Raw genomic sequence first — 15,436 nt, forward strand, 5'->3', positions numbered from 1 at the left:
TCCTTAAGACTGAACATGGCGGACGCGCAGGTCGGTAGAGATGCGCGCCATCATCGGATTGTTGAGCTTGCACACGCGAACCGTGAGCGCCAGAAGCAAGTGGAAGAGCGCGGGGAGCAGCGTCTCCATTGCAGTAATTCCCTGTAACGATGTAGCCGTTTGGTTTCCTGCCCCCGGCTGGTAGGCGACAAAGATAAAGACCAGGCTGATAATTCCGGCGCTGGATGCCCAGGCCAGTTTGATAAAGAAGAGATTGAACGCGAAGTTCATCCCGGAGGAACGCACGCCGGTTTTCCATTCACCATAGTCATCGGAGAAGGCCATCAGCGAGAAATGCAGTGGCAGCGTGAAGCCGAGGATGATGCCATTCCCCAGGATCACCGCCAGCCACAGTGACTGATAAGACGGGCCTGCGGGTAAGAACCACATGCCAACCGCCAACGCCGCCAGCACCAGATTGGTGTAGTAGTAGAGTTTTACCGTATCAATACGACGCGAGAGAGGATTTACAACGATGGAGCCCAGAATGGAGGCAAACGTCACCATCGTGAAAAACAGCGAGGTATAGGCCGTGCTTCCCTGCAACACATAGGTGATGAAATACATATAACCGCCGCCGCGGATGTTGAATACGTTGATCAGCAGGAAAGACATCAGCAGCATCAGCAGTAACTGGTCATTTTTACGCAGCCCGGCAATATGCTGACGTAGGGTAAATTTCCCCATCATGTCCAGCGAAACGCGTTCACGAACCCAGAAGAAACAGCAAAGGAACATCACTACCGCGATGGCGCACAGTACACCTACGCCCAACTGCCAGCCCTGTGCCGCATTCCCCTGTCCAAATTCGGCTACCATCCACGGCAGGCCAACCGAGACCAGAAAACCCGCCACGCCGCAAAGCACAAAGCGCCAGGACTGACATGAAATCACTTCACTGTGGCGCGTGGTCATGGTGTTGATCAGCGCGCAATAGGGCACGTTGATGGCGGTGTAGCTTACGGAAAGCAGCAGATAGGTGCCGAAAGCCCAGGCGATTTTGACGCCCATACTGGCATCGGGCACGGTAAAGGTCAGGATGCCAATAATCCCGATAGGCAGCGCTATCCATAGCTGCCAGGGGCGAAAACGTCCCCAGCGGCTCTGCGTGCGGTCAGCCAGCACGCCCATGATGGGATCGGAAATCGCGTCGAAAATACGTAACGCAATAAATAGTGTACCGACCAGCGCCGGTGTCAGACCAAAAATATCGGTATAGAAGAAGGTTAAAAAGTTCATGATCAGGCAGGTAATAATCGTTCCGCCAGCATCGCCAAGGCCGTAGCCTATTTTTTCTCGAATCGATAATTTATCGTCCAGCGCACGTTGCGCAACGTCACTGGTTGTTATAGGGGTAGAGGTCATCGGTAACTCCTCGCAATGTGGAGATATTGTTTTGTTTTATGACCTTTTTACTTTTGCCTGGAATAGAAAGGGCAACAAGGCAACAAAGAAGTATAAAAAGATGACGATTCCGACTTTAACGTAAAAGTGTGAAGCGGATCGAGCGAGACAATTATTTTTTATTAATAATCAATAATGAAGGGCGATTATTTGCTGAGATTTAGCGAGATATTTAATATTTATGCTCAATTTATCCATGACGCTTCCGATTAAAGTACAAAATGGCGGGTTATTTATCTCCCGCGGCGTTGGCCGTCATCCCGCGCGTAGGCTAAATTCCTGGGAAATTATTTTTGTTGAAAAAGGGACATTAACGATTCAGGAAGACAATTGTATCTTTAACGTTGTGGCGGGTGACAGTTTATTGTTATGGCCGGGGCGCAGGCACGTTGGTGTTGAGGACTTTCCGGCGGATTTAAAATTTTACTGGCTGCATTTTGAAGTTAACGCCTCTGATCAACTGCCTGCAAGTGATTCCACGTTAAACATTCCTCAACAAGTAACGTCACGAGACCCACAATATATTATTTCTCTGTTTCGCCAGTTCCTGCATGAGCAGGAGCGCATTGAGCGTAGCGGATCGCTGGAGTTGATTGCGCTGCTGATTTTGCAGCATATTGCATTTAGCAGTCAGGCAGGGGAAACGCAGGATGAAGAAAGTACGTCGCTGGCGTGGAAAGCGCAGCAACTGATTCGCACACGCTTTCACCTTATGCTCTCAACCTCGGTGCTGGCGAGGGAATTACACTGTAATGCGGATTATCTCGGGCGAATTTATCGGCGCGTTTTCCATCTGACGCTGACCGAGGCCATTCATCGTCAGCGGGTACGCGCGGCGGAGAAACTCCTGAGCAACAATGCCCGATCGCTCAAAGAAGTTGCCGAGCAGTGTGGCTTCAACGACCCTGGCTATTTTCGCCAGATATTTCGCAAACATACCGGCCTGACACCCGCCGCGTGGAAGCGGCGGTATTGTAAGGAGCATATTAACTCTGGCTAAAGAGCTTACTGCCCGTAATAGGCCTTCGCCCCATGCTTACGCAGATAATGCTTATCAAGCAGCGTATTTTGCATTTCCGGCAACTGGGGGGCGAGCTGACGAGAGAACAGCCCCATATAGGCGCACTCTTCCAGAACCACGGCATTGTGAACGGCATCGGCGGCGTTTTTTCCCCAGGCGAACGGGCCGTGAGAATGCACCAGTACGGCCGGAACCTGCATTGGATTCAGCTCGCGTTCCTCGAAGGTTTTGATGATGACTTCACCGGTCTGATATTCGTATTCGCCGTTGATTTCATCGTCAGTCATCAGCCGCGTGCAGGGGATGGCACCGTAAAAATAGTCGGCGTGCGTGGTGCCCCACGCGGGGAGATCCAGCCCGGCCTGCGACCAGATCGTGGCATGGCGCGAGTGGGTATGTACAATGCCGCCGATTTCCGGGTAACGGCGATAGAGCGCCAGATGCGTTGGTGTGTCGGAAGAGGGTTTTTTACTCCCGTCAACGACCTGACCGGTGGCGATATCCACCACCACCATATCCTGCGTACTCATCACATCGTATTCAACGCCGGAAGGCTTAATCACCATCCGTTTACGGCTTTCATCCACGGCGCTGACGTTGCCCCATGTGAAGGTCACCAGGTGATGCGCAGGCAGCGCCAGATTTGCTGCCAGCACTTCTGCTTTCAATTGCTCTAACATGTGAATCCTCCTTCCTGCATGCGCGCTTCAATCCAGCGGCGCGCCTGAATAATTTCCAGCACCGGTTCTTTGGCTTTTTCCGTCCACATCTCAATCAGGAAGGCGCCGCGATAGTTGAGTTTTTGTAAGGTGTTAAAGACGCCGACAAAATCCACGCACCCTTCGCCAAACGGCACGTCGCGGAACTGGCCTGGGCTTTGCTCGGTAACCGGCTGCGTATCTTTCAGGTGGATAGCGGCGATGCGGTCAATGCCTAACGCCAGCTCGGCGGGCACGTCGTTGCCCCAGGCGCTCAGGTTACCGACGTCCGGATAGACGCTGAACCAAGGTGAAGAGAGCATCTCATCCCATTTCTTCCACTTGCTGATGGAGTTCATAAATGCGGTGTCCATGATCTCCACCGCCAGCATGACCTGTGCGGCAGCGGCTTGTTCAACCGCCCACGCCAACCCTTCAGCGAAACGTTGCTGCGTGCCTTCGTCGTGCTCTTCGTAATAAACGTCATAACCGGCGAGCTGGATGGTACGAATGCCGAGGTCGCGTGCCAGCTTGATGGCTTTACTCATGATCTCGCGCGCACGTTCGCGCACGTTTTCATCGCGGCTGCCAAACGGAAAACGGCGGTGTGCAGACAGACACATCGACGGGATCGCGACGCCGGTTTCCAGCATCGCTTCGACCAGCGAGGCGCGTTGTGCGGTGCTCCAGTCGAGGCGGGACAGGCGTTCATCGGTTTCATCGACGGACATCTCGACAAAATCAAAGCCGCAGCTTTTAGCCAGCACCAGGCGTTCAGGCCAGCTGAGATCTTTCGCCAGCGCTTTCTCATAAATACCTAACGGGTGACGACGCATTATTTCTCTCCCCAGATGGCGTGGATCTGCGCGTGGAACTCTGCCGCGACCTGTGCGGGGTTCGCTGCGCCAGCCAGCGCTCGCCCGGCAATAAAGGCTTTGGCGTTGATCTCTTTAAATAGCGGTAGGTCAGCAGGTGTTACGCCACCGGTGATGGAGAGTTCCAGCCCGATATCGGAGAGTGCTTTCATGCGCGACAGATCAGCTTCTCCCCACTGTTGCCCGCTGGCCTGCGCATCGCGCCCGCGATGATAGATAGCCTGACGGATACCGGCGGCGTACCAGGCGCGAGCATCGTCGAGCGTCCAGTTGCCGAACAGCTCAATCTGAATGTCGGCGTTGTGTTGTTGCGCCACCTCATGACCTTTAATGACGGTCGCCAGCGGGGCGGCGCAAATAATGGTCATCCAGTTTGCACCCGCGTTGAATGCCTGCTGTGCCAGCGTTTCACCGGCGTCCGCGACCTTCCAGTCGGCAACAATGATTTTATCGGGGCATTGCTCGCGCAGCGCGCGAACGGCATTCAGGCCTTCGGTCAGGCAGAGTATGGTTCCGGCTTCGACGATATCCACATGGTCGCGCAGCAGCGCGACATCGCGCTGGGCGGCCTGAAGGCTGGTGTGGTCGAGCGCCAGTTGTAACAGAGGGATGCTCATGCGTTGTACTCCTTAATGCGGGCATGGAAGCCCTGAAGGGCTTCAATAAGAAATTGATAGTGCTGATATTTTTTTTGATAGGCTGCGTGTGCGGCGGCGTCGGGCTTCAGCGTGCGGAGGGTGAGCTGACGGGCGTGTTGCGCGGCGTGGAAATCGACGAAAAGGCCTGTTCCCACCTGCGCGGCCAGCGCAGCGCCATAACAGCCGGTCTCTTCCACCTGCGGCAGTTCGACCGTCAGGCCGCTGACGTCGGCGAGCATTTGCATCCATACATCGGAGTGGGCCGGGCCGCCGGTGACGCGCAGGGCGTGAACGTCTGAGAAGCGTTCGCGCATCCGGTTGAGATGGGTCATGTGGCAGAACACCACACCTTCGTAAACGGCCTGAAGTAAGTGCGCGCGAGTATGTAGTGACTGCATGCCGTAAAAGCCGCTGGTCATCTCCAGCCCGGCGTTGCTGCCGTAGAGAAAAGGCAGGAAAAAAAGGTCACTTCCCGCTTTTGGCAGGCTGGCAACGGACTGGTTTATCTCATCAAAGGAGATATCGCCCCATTGTGCGGTGAGCCATTCCAGATTGCCGGATGACGTGGGGCTGGCTTCGTGAACGATGTATTCGCCGTCATTCACATAGCGGCCATAAACATAAGGATGCGCTTCATGGTTGCGTAACCCTTGAGTGACACCGCTGGTCACCGCCCAGGTGCCCATCACGGCGTTAAGCGTGTGCTCATCTTCAAGGCCCGCGCAGAGTGCGGTGGAAACCACGTCAAACAATCCGCCGACAACGGGGGTTCCCGCCGCCAGACCGGTAATAGCGGCCGCCTGAGGGGTGATTTCCCCGCATATTTCTGCCGAGCCGACGACAGGAGGAAGCGCGTCGTCAATTTCGCTGATACCCAGCCAGCGCGTGAGTTGTGGATCGTAGCGCCCGCTGTCCATGTTGTAGAGATTGGATTCAGAGATATTGCTCTCTTCCGCGCCTTTCACACCGGTGAGGCACCAGCGCAGAAAATCGTGGCCCATCATCACGCAGCCGATTTGCGCATAACGCTGCGGCTCGTTCTCCTTTAGCCAGCGCAGCAGCGAAACGGGGTGACCGGTCCATAAGGTCTGGCGGGTGTGCGGGTAGAGTTTTTCCGGGATGCCATCCTGCTGCCACTGACGGACAATCTCCAATGCCCGGCGATCGGACGACAGAATTGCATTACCGAGCGGTTCATCGTTTTTATCAAGAGGAAACAGCCCCTTACCCTGAGCGGAAATGCCTACGCCTTGCACCTGATGGGGGCTGATGCCGCTGTTTTGCATCAGCTTTCGCAGAGTATCGGCGCAGGCCTGCCACAGCGACGACATATCCCGCTCGGCATAACCCGGTTTTGGGCTGAGCGTCTGCAGCGACTGGCGCTCCACGCGGAACTCCTCTCCCTGGCGGTTATACAACCCGGCTTTAAGATAAGTACCGCCACAATCGATACCCAGCCAGAAGGTTTCTTTATCACTCATCATTCTTTCCCGTGTGCTGACGCGCCCGGCAAGCAGAGCCTACCGGGCGAATTTCTTATGCTGCGTGTTTGTGTGGTGTGACGGCTTTTGTAGGTGCTGCGCCGGCATCACATTTCGCTGGCAGCAGCAGGGCCATAATGGCCGCCAGTGCCAGAGATACCGCCAGGCAGTACACGCCAGCGTCTTTGCTGTAGAGGGTAATCAGCACGCCGACTGCATAGGGGCCGCAGAAGCCGCCGAGGTTGCCAAGGGCGTTAATCACGCCGCGCGCGCCACCGGCCATTTCCGCGCTGAACAGGCGTGCCGGAATGGTCCAGAACACACCCGCTGCGGATTGCAGGAAGAAACCACAGCCCACCAGAGCGGCATAGGCCAGCCAGACGTTCTCTTTCAGGGCGACAGAAAGGAACATGCAGAGCGCGAAACCGATCAGCGGCAAAGAGACGAACAGCTTGCGTTTGCCGGTTTTGTCCGACAGCGAGGAGAAAAGGAACATCCCGGCAATCGCGCCGACATAAGGCAGAATCGCCAGCATCCCTACCTGACCCATACTGGAGTGGGTTAACTCTTTGAGAATGGTTGGCAGCCACAGGGTGTAGCCATAAATACCGGTCTGATAGAAGAAGTTGAGCGCGATAAGCTGCCACATGGTTTTATCGGAAAGCACCGCGCTCAGTGATGCATTGCGGACTTCTTTACCGGCAATCGCCTGCTGCTCTGCGGCCAGCGTTTTCACCAGCCAGTTTTTCTCGGCTTCGCTAATCCAGCGCGCTTCCTGCGGACGGTCATAGATGGTCAGCGACCACAATACCAACACGACGATAGAGAGCAGACCTTCAATGATAAACAGCCAGCGCCAGTCGAGTGCCGTGATGATCCAGCCCGAAAGCGGGGCCGTAACAATCCCGGCAATGGGAACGAACATAATAACAATCGCGTTCGCACGCCCCCGCTCGGCATCCGGGAACCAGTTACTGATCATGGTGAGCACCACCGGCAACATGCCGCCTTCTGCCACACCGAGTAAGAAACGCAGAACCAGTAATTGATACTGGTTGGTGATCACGCCCGTGAGGACGGAAATCACTGCCCAGGCGACCAGCGACCAGCCGATAAATTTCTTGCCGCTACCGTGAACGGCAATTTTGCCACCGGGAACCTGCAAAAAGAGATAACCAATAAAGAATATACCGCCCGCCAGCCCCGCCATGGTGGCGGAAATACCGAGCTCTTCGTCCATACCGCCTGGCATAGCAAAGGCGATATTAACGCGGTCCATATAGGAAATAATACAGGCGATCAGAATCGGTGGAATAATTCTGAGCCAGCGCTGGTGTGGTATTACTGTAGGTACAGATGATGAATTATTCATAATAAGGTTCTCATAAAGAGGATAAATGTTTTTATTATTAGATTTTCTGTAACTGGCTTATGCCGTCGCGCAGTATTTCTACGCGGTGGTTAACGGAGGCATTAGCATTAATTTCCAGTAATTTGATACCGGAAAATTGTAAGGTTGCAGGCCCCGCCGCATTAAAGAGTGATTTGGCGTGTTCCGCAGTCATTAAACTGTCCGGGCAGAAGGGCGCAAACGGCGCATGCAGATCCTGCCATTCTCCATATTCACCTTGTAATGTGGTGCCGGAGAACATCAGCGCGCGCAGTTTCCCGGCCTGTTTGGCCTTTAGCGTATGTTCAAGCGGTAATGTGGTGTTGCGGCCCTCAATGGCGGAACGCGCCCAGTTGATACAAACGCCCACGTCGCGATCGGCGAGGACATCCAGCACGTTTTCCAGCGGCAGAAAGCCTTTACGCGGTGCAGCGGAAGTCATCGCATCGCAATGTTCCAGCACCAGTTCGCACGGCCAGTCCCAGGCTGTAATCTCGTTGATTGAGCGGGCAAAAGCGTCTGTAGCCTGTTGGACATTCCCGTTTCCTGCCTGCGGTGCGGCCTGCATTTCCAGCGCGATAACTTTGCCGGAGTGCGCCTTATTGACCGCAGTAATTTTATTGAGCAGATGGCGATAATATGCCACGCACTGCTGGCGCTGCTCTTCATCGGCAGAGGCCAGGCCAAAGGCACCGTTTCCCCCTCGGCGGCGCATGGTTTCCATGACGGCGGTGACCACGATTTTCCATTCACCGGGCGTGTGTTTTAACAACCATTCATCGCCAAAAGGATGGAGATTTTCCAGGCACGGTTGTTCCAGCCCGCGAAAATGCGGCGTGTCGGCAAGCAGCTTCCAGAATTCAGCTTCCTGCTCTTCACTTTGCTGGTGGAATGACGGCGCGCAGGGATACGCGCCGATAATATAACCGGCGTTATGAGTCTTCATTTTTCGCTCCTGAAAATTGAGTTCGTTAATTCAGTGCCGACACCGCGACTTTAACCACGATTTTCCTTATTGGCGTTGCCCGGTTTTTATTACATGCCGGGCGATGAACATCTTGCGGGAAAAATATGGCGTAGCTTCCAGGAACCATTTCAATAAACGATTCGTTTTCGCTATGGTGATAGAAAATAATATCGCGCTGTTCAAGAAGTTCTTCGCTTACCTCATTATTGCCGGTGTCGATGGCAATACCGATTTTCTCTTCTCCCCATGCCAGAAACTGAATATCCAGATAGCGCCGATGTACTTCAGGGCGATTTTCATGGTGTTCGCGCGTGGTTAAATCAATGACCTGCGCAAAAATCGTTTTGCCGTCGATTTCCACAACGCCTGGTGAAAGCTGGCTGAAATCGGTCGTGCGCAGAAAATCGAGTGCGGTTTCAATCGCTGCCGGAAGCCGGCAGGGATTAGGCTGAGAAATATGACCAAAAATCATGGCGCATCTCCTTACAGGGCTTTAATTTTCGCCCACACGCTGTCGTCAACGGTAATGCCGTTGCGGCGGTTTTCTTCCAGCAGTCGGGTAAATTCATGGCCCGGCAGGCGAATGGCGACGTTTTCATCCGCGCGTTCGGCGTGGGTGACGTAATCCATGATGCGTTGCAGCTTGGCGTCGCGGGTTTCGCCGTCGATCAGTTTGTCGACTTCAATAGCGATGAAAATCTGCGAGATACCGTATTCGTCGCTGTTGTCTTCGGTGACTTCGGCAACGGATGCGCCGTTAGAGAGCAGGGTGGCAATCATATCCAGCACGATAGAGAGGCCGGAACCTTTCCAGTAACCCATCGGCAGAATGCGGCGGTTTTTCTCAATCACGCCCGGTTCTTTGGTGAGATTGCCTTCGTCGTCAAAGCCGCCATCGACCGGTAGCTGGCGACCCGCCAGGCGGTTCACTTCCAGCATGCCGTAAGAGAACATCGACATCGACATATCCACCATGGTGATCGGCGTGGAAGGAATGGCGACAATCAGCGGGTTGGTGCCGATGTTGCACGCTTTCGCGCCCCAGGAGGGCATCACCGCGATGGAGTTTGTCCAGCAAATGCCAATGTAGCCTTTCTCCGCCGCCTGCCAGCCGTAGCTGCCGCCGCGCATCCAGTGGTTGGCGTTACGCACCGCAACCAACCCAATACCGTGATCGGAAGCCAGTTCAATGGCGCGATCCATCATCTTTTTCGCCGTCAGGTTGCCGATAGAACGCTGTGCGTCCCACTGCTCAATCGCGCCAAGGCTGGTAATGCGCTCAGGTAAGGCGTCGGGAATGATGTCGCCGTTTTCCAGTTGTTGGATAAAGCGCGGGAAGCGGTTTACGCCGTGTGAATAGACGCCTGACTCGGTGGTGCGGGCGAACATGTCGGCACAGGCTTCTGCCGTATCTGCCGCGACGCCACGCGCCAGCAGGACGCGGGTGAACTCGTTTTTCAGGTCTGCAAAGCTAACTAACATACGTCATCTCCAGTACATCTTGCTCGATTTTTCATCAGCGCAAGCAGCCGTTTGGAAGCTTTTTTGGGTGCTTGTTGATCTGCATATTTCACATTGCGAAATCTGATTTCAAATATAGCGATCGTTTTTTAACAAAGCAATCCGTTCCATATTTTTCAAAACGAAGTAAAATCAATCGATTACAAAATTTCTGTCCAGATCGTGAACTGAACCACACTTTGCGCTACCATCAGAGCGCGTGAAAAACGGGAGCAGCGGCATGAGCGATAAAGAGAGTGAGATGACGTCAGAAAAAGAGCGGCCAGCAGGAAGTCAGAGCCTGTTTCGTGGGTTGATGTTGATTGAAATCTTAAGTAACTACCCCAACGGTTGCCCGCTGGCGCATTTGTCTGAGCTGGCTGGGTTAAACAAGAGTACCGTTCACCGCCTGCTGCAAGGTTTGCAGTCCTGCGGCTATGTCACTCCCGCACCCGCCGCCGGAAGCTATCGGCTGACCACTAAATTTATCGCCGTCGGGCAAAAAGCGCTCTCATCGCTCAATATCATTCACGTTGCCGCGCCGCATCTTGAGGCGCTGAACCTTGCGACGGGCGAAACGGTGAACTTCTCCAGCCGTGAAGACGATCATGCGATTTTGATTTATAAGCTGGAACCGACCACCGGCATGCTGCGTACACGTGCCTATATCGGCCAGCATATGCCGCTCTACTGCTCCGCGATGGGCAAAATTTACATGGCGTTTGGCCATGCGGATTACGTCGAAAGCTACTGGGAAAGCCACAAGGAACAAATCCAGCCGCTGACCCGCAATACCATTACCGGCCTGCCGGCGATGTACGATGAGCTGGCGCAAATTCGTGAAAGCAGCATGGCGATGGATCGGGAAGAGAATGAGTTAGGCGTGTCCTGTATTGCGGTGCCGGTGTTTGATATTCATGGCCGCGTGCCTTATGCCATCTCGATTTCACTTTCGACGTCGCGCCTCAAACAGGTCGGCGAGAAAAACCTGCTGAAGCCGCTGCGTGAAACAGCGCTGGCTATCTCTAACGAACTCGGTTTTAGCGTTCGCAGCTAGCGTTTCAGGCATACCGCCAGACTCTCTCTGGCGTCTGACAAAAAACACGCCTTTCCCGCGTGGGATCAAAGCGTACCTGCCATCCGCTCTGGCACTCTTAAGCCTTGAGCCCCGGATGGAGTGGAGAATGAACCCGTTTATTGTTGCGGATGCGCGCAAGTGCATCGGTTGCCGTACCTGCGAAGTGGCCTGTGTGGTATCACATCAGGCGCAGCAGGATTGCGCGGCGGTATCACGTGAGGCCTTCTTTCCCCGCATTCAGGTGGTGAAAGGCGATACGTTCTCCTCTGCCGTGGCGTGCCATCAATGTGAAGATGCGCCATGCATGAACGTGTGCCCAACAGGGGCGATTCGCCGCGAAAAAGAGTACATTTCCGTTGAACAGCAGCGCTGCATTGGTTGTAAGAGCTGCATGGTGGCGTGCCCGTTTGGCGCGATGCGTGTCGTCGTGCAGAATGCGCGGCCCCAGGCGATTAAGTGCGATTTATGTCAGCATCGCGCGCAGGGGCCAGCGTGTGTTGAGGCGTGTCCGACATCGGCATTGCGCTGTGTGGACACAAGCCGAATAAAGGTGAATTCGGCATTTATCTGATGGTTAACGGGGCCTGCACTGGAGCAGGCCCGTTACGGGTCAGATGCAGTTACTTTCCTGCCACGCGCGTTCCACTTCTTCCGCCAGAATTTTCACACCAGCTTCAATTTTATCTGGCTCCGGCACGTAGTTCATGCGCATGCACTGATGCGTATGCGGCCACGGTTTTTCCAGCCCCGGGAAGAAGTAGTCGCCAGGCACCATCAACACGCCGCGTTTTTTCAGGCGCTGATAGAGCAGTTCGGTGGTGATCGGTAAATCTTTAAACCACAGCCAGAGGAAGATTGCGCCTTCTGGTTTGTGGATCAGGCAGCGTTCTTCCGGCAAATAGCGGCGAATAATGGCGATCGTTTCCTGAACGCGCTGATAGTAGAACGGTTTGATAACCGTTTCTGACAGCTTGAGGAGATCGCGACGTTTAATCATTTCACACATCATCGCCGGGCCCATTCCGCCTGGCGCAAGGCTGATGATGCCGTTCATGTTGCTGATGGCGGTGATGATTTCTTCGTTGGCGATGATGATCCCGCAGCGACTGCCCGGCAGGCCCAGTTTGGAGAGGCTCATGCACAGCACAATGTTCGGGTTCCACAGTGGGCGTGCTTCGCTGAAGATAATGCCCGGGAACGGCAGACCGTAGGCGTTATCAATCACCAGCGGGATGCCGTGTTGATTCGCCAGCGCGTCCAGACGCAGCACTTCTTCGTCGGTGATGACGTTGCCGGTTGGGTTGGTTGGGCGCGAGACGCAAATCATCCCCGTCTCTTCATTAATCGGCAGGCGGTCAAAATCGACGTGATATTTAAACTGGCCGTCTGGCAGCAGCTCGATATTCGGGCGCGTAGAGACGAACAGCTCATCTTCCAGGCCGGAATCGGCATAGCCAATATACTCCGGCGTCAACGGGAACAGCACCTTGCGGGTGGTGCCGTCAGCGCGGCGACCGGCGAAGAGATTGAACAAGTAGAAAAACGCGCTCTGGCTGCCGTTTGTCAGTGCAATATTCTGCGGTTCAATATCCCAACCTAATTCTTCGCGCAGCATTTCGGCCAGCGCCGAGAGTAGTTCACTTTTCCCCTGAGGACCGTCGTAATTACATAGCGCATCCGTGGCTTTACCGCTTTCAAGCATATCCGCCAACAGGTTGTTGAAGTACGCATTCATCTGGGGGATTTGCGCGGGGTTACCGCCGCCGAGCATGATTGCGCCTGGTGTGCGCAGGCCATCGTTCAGGTCTTCCATCAGGCGCGTAATGCCTGAATGGCGGGCGAATTTATCGCCGAAAAGTGAAAATTTCATCGCGGATCATCAACTGCCATTGCTGTAAAGAGGCTCACCATAACGCCACCGTCCACGCGGTGCAAATGGCTTAACGTCAGGCGTGTCGGAATAACCGGCTACGAATATCTACGTATATGGAGCTTTATGTTGTGGTGGCCCGCTCTGGGGAGAACGGGCCGAATAGCGGATTTTAGCGATTCCCGGCCCAGATAATCATCACTTTATCGTCACCGTTTTGCCGCACGAATCCATAGCCCTGCGGGAGCGTCAGCGTCGTTTGTGTACCCGCACCCACCGCCGGATGGCGAGCGCGGAACTGGCCTAAACGCTGCCAGTGCGCGACGCTTACGGCAGATTTCCCGCTGATATCCTGCCAGTTCATCTCTGAGCGCGTACCCTGAAGCGGGTCAGAGCCGGTTGGGCCAAACGGACGATTCGACTCGTCGCCATAGAAGATTTGCACCGCACCGGGGGCCAGCAGCAAAAGCTCGGCGGCGTTGTTACCTTTCTCGCGGAACAGGCGGGTGTCATGCGATGAAAGATAGCTCAGCACATTAAACGACTGTAATTTGTCGGCCATCTGTTGCCAGGTGAGGTCGATATTCGCCAGGCAATCTGCCGCCTTCGCCGCCTGATCCTGATAATCGAAGTTAATCATCGCGTCGAAGCCGTGGCGGTAATAGTCGCTCTCCATCACGCCGTGGCCCCAGGCTTCGCCGGTCATCCAGAAGGGGGCGTTATCCAGCGCTTTGTCCGGGTTCGCTTTTTTCCATTCTGCCAGCGCCTGGCTGGATTGCGTCTTCAGTTGCTGCCAGCCCGCCATCTCCACGTGCTTGGCGGTGTCCACGCGGAAACCGTCGATGCCGTAATCGCGTACCCATTGGCTCAGCCAGTGGGTGAGGTAATCGCGCGGCGTGAAGCCGTCTAGCGCTTTGGCCTGCGTATCGGGCTTATGGACATAGAAATTGGGCAGACCCACGGCGGCGGTGGATTCGGTTTTCAAATCTGGCAGGAAAGCCAGCGACATGGTGAGATCGTCAAAACCGGGGCTGTCGTAGTCGCCGATATCGGTGCGGATCCAACCTTTCCCCCACCATTTTTCCCATGCGGCTTTATCGCTGAAGTTGATGTAATCGTTAAAACTATGCCAGGTTTGACCCGGGCCCGGCGTCCAGTCTGTCCAGTTCTTGCCGAGCGTTTTTTCGATATCGTTACCTTCCAGATACAGCGCGCCAAACTGGAACTGCTGCATATCGGCGAGCGTGGCATAGCCCGTGTGGTTCATCACCACGTCAAACAGAATCCGCATGCCGCGCTGGTGTGCACCGTCTACCAGATTTCGTAGATCGTTTTCGTCACCCATATTGGCGTCGAGTTTTGTCCAGTCCTGGGTGTAGTAGCCATGATACGCGTAGTGGGGGAAATCACCTTTCGTGCCACCCCCCACCCAGCCGTGAATTTGCTCCAGTGGGGAGCTAATCCACAGCGCGTTTACGCCCAACTGTTGCAGGTAATCGAGCTTGCTGGTGAGCCCTTTCAGATCACCGCCGTGGAAAGTGCCTATCTCCTGCATGCCATCTTTGCGACGACCATAGCTGTTGTCGTTACTCGGGTCACCGTTAACAAAACGGTCGGTCAGTACGAAATAGACCGTGGCGTTATGCCAGCTAAAGGGGGCAGGTTTGGTGGTGTCTGCGCTTTCCAGAAGCAACAGGCCATTGCTTTCTGGTGCTGGCTGCAGAGTGATTTTTCCCTGTTTTACCTGCACCGTTTGGCCGCTGTAGAAATCCCGCACGTTACTGCCTTCGGCGAAGGTGTGGCTGACGTCAAGGGTTAACGGTTTGCCATCCCAGCGCGGACACTGGCGAATCGCGGCCTGTGCGCTACTGCTCTGAGCTGCACTTTGAACTGAAATCGACAGCGTCGGCGTGCCGGAGCGGGTGTCTATCTCCAGTTGATAATTGCCGTCACGGAAGATGCGCCACTGGGGCGCATCGCCCTTGCAGGGCTCCAGTGAGAGCATCTGATTAAGCTTAATACCTGCGGCAGGCTGCCAGCACTGTTGGTCAAAATTTAATGTCAGAGGGCGAGTACTCTTCGCGAGTGTTTTTTGACTGACGAATTTACCGGTACCTTCAGGGGCAAATGCCGGGAAGTCATTCACTGTCCAGGCGGCGAAGGCGTAAGTCGGAAGCAGTAGCGGTACAAGCACAGCGAGTTTCATGTCGGGTCCTGTCGCGGTTTTTTTCAACAGTGTGGCAGCAATTCGCGGTGCAGGCCTCATCCCCTCAGGGGGAGGATAAAAAGGGGTGAGTGACGGGCGTCAAAATTCAGTAAAAAGTGCGATAACCGTATCATTTCTAATGATTACTATTAGGACTATGGTTTTTGCCCATGGCAAAGTTGTGCCATTGTTTAGGACTAAGACTATTCAGCAAGGTGCGCAGGCGGGCTATTTTTGGTATGATTTGAGATTCAACTCTCAATTTCGAG

14 protein-coding genes are annotated in these 15,436 nt (G+C 54.6%); 3 read left to right on the forward strand and 11 right to left on the reverse strand.

The window, feature by feature from the left end; genetic code table 11:
- Window positions 1–3: 3 nt before the first annotated feature.
- The gene (locus ACOXYR_RS22345) at window positions 4–1,404 is read right to left on the reverse strand and encodes an MFS transporter (RefSeq protein WP_113858343.1); all 1,401 of its coding nucleotides are present in this window, start codon (window positions 1,402–1,404) and stop codon (window positions 4–6) included.
- Between the two features lie 220 nt (window positions 1,405–1,624).
- Between ACOXYR_RS22345 and ACOXYR_RS22350 the strand changes: the two genes are divergently transcribed.
- The gene (locus tag ACOXYR_RS22350) at window positions 1,625–2,443 is read left to right on the forward strand and encodes an AraC family transcriptional regulator (RefSeq protein WP_350435527.1); all 819 of its coding nucleotides are present in this window, start codon (window positions 1,625–1,627) and stop codon (window positions 2,441–2,443) included.
- Between the two features lie 5 nt (window positions 2,444–2,448).
- Here ACOXYR_RS22350 and araD read toward each other — a convergent pair whose 3' ends face one another.
- From araD to yiaK, 8 genes are read right to left on the reverse strand one after another with little or no spacing between them, the layout of a single operon-like run.
- Window positions 2,449–3,144: an L-ribulose-5-phosphate 4-epimerase gene (araD, locus tag ACOXYR_RS22355; protein ID WP_421355875.1), complete on the reverse strand. Its 696-nt coding sequence runs from the start codon at window positions 3,142–3,144 to the stop codon at window positions 2,449–2,451.
- A complete protein-coding gene (locus ACOXYR_RS22360; protein ID WP_108476485.1) occupies window positions 3,138–3,998 on the reverse strand; it encodes an L-ribulose-5-phosphate 3-epimerase in 861 nt (286 codons plus the stop codon). The genes araD and ACOXYR_RS22360 overlap by 7 nt, the downstream gene beginning before the upstream one ends.
- Window positions 3,998–4,654, reverse strand: a complete 657-nt coding sequence (ulaD, locus tag ACOXYR_RS22365) for a 3-keto-L-gulonate-6-phosphate decarboxylase UlaD (RefSeq protein WP_189624084.1) — start codon at window positions 4,652–4,654, stop codon at window positions 3,998–4,000. Before ulaD ends, ACOXYR_RS22360 begins: the two co-directional genes overlap by 1 nt.
- Entirely contained in the window at window positions 4,651–6,156 is a 1,506-nt protein-coding gene (locus tag ACOXYR_RS22370) for an FGGY-family carbohydrate kinase (protein WP_421355902.1), read from the reverse strand. Before ACOXYR_RS22370 ends, ulaD begins: the two co-directional genes overlap by 4 nt.
- 55 nt (window positions 6,157–6,211) lie before the next feature.
- Entirely contained in the window at window positions 6,212–7,528 is a 1,317-nt protein-coding gene (locus tag ACOXYR_RS22375) for an MFS transporter (protein WP_189624083.1), read from the reverse strand.
- A gap of 37 nt (window positions 7,529–7,565) precedes the next feature.
- Window positions 7,566–8,492: a DUF4862 family protein gene (locus ACOXYR_RS22380; protein WP_421355874.1), complete on the reverse strand. Its 927-nt coding sequence runs from the start codon at window positions 8,490–8,492 to the stop codon at window positions 7,566–7,568.
- A 25-nt stretch (window positions 8,493–8,517) separates the two neighbouring features.
- Entirely contained in the window at window positions 8,518–8,985 is a 468-nt protein-coding gene (locus ACOXYR_RS22385; RefSeq protein ID WP_108476480.1) for a YhcH/YjgK/YiaL family protein, read from the reverse strand.
- An 11-nt stretch (window positions 8,986–8,996) separates the two neighbouring features.
- Window positions 8,997–9,995, reverse strand: coding sequence for a 3-dehydro-L-gulonate 2-dehydrogenase (gene yiaK / locus ACOXYR_RS22390; protein WP_108476479.1), 999 nt, complete (start codon window positions 9,993–9,995; stop codon window positions 8,997–8,999).
- Window positions 9,996–10,254: 259 nt separating this feature from the next.
- On the opposite strand from yiaK, the gene yiaJ reads away from it, so the two are divergent.
- Entirely contained in the window at window positions 10,255–11,070 is an 816-nt protein-coding gene (yiaJ, locus tag ACOXYR_RS22395) for an IclR family transcriptional regulator YiaJ (protein ID WP_108476478.1), read from the forward strand.
- A gap of 127 nt (window positions 11,071–11,197) precedes the next feature.
- Window positions 11,198–11,662, forward strand: a complete 465-nt coding sequence (locus ACOXYR_RS22400; protein WP_421355873.1) for a 4Fe-4S binding protein — start codon at window positions 11,198–11,200, stop codon at window positions 11,660–11,662.
- A gap of 39 nt (window positions 11,663–11,701) precedes the next feature.
- Here the strand turns inward: ACOXYR_RS22400 and avtA are convergent, their stop codons facing one another.
- Entirely contained in the window at window positions 11,702–12,961 is a 1,260-nt protein-coding gene (gene avtA / locus ACOXYR_RS22405; RefSeq protein WP_108476476.1) for a valine--pyruvate transaminase, read from the reverse strand.
- A 172-nt stretch (window positions 12,962–13,133) separates the two neighbouring features.
- Window positions 13,134–15,167: an alpha-amylase gene (locus ACOXYR_RS22410; protein WP_421355872.1), complete on the reverse strand. Its 2,034-nt coding sequence runs from the start codon at window positions 15,165–15,167 to the stop codon at window positions 13,134–13,136.
- Window positions 15,168–15,436: the final 269 nt, after the last annotated feature.

Origin of the sequence: Pseudocitrobacter faecalis (assembly GCF_965231525.1) — a bacterium.
Classification (GTDB): Bacteria; Pseudomonadota; Gammaproteobacteria; order Enterobacterales; family Enterobacteriaceae; genus Pseudocitrobacter; species Pseudocitrobacter faecalis.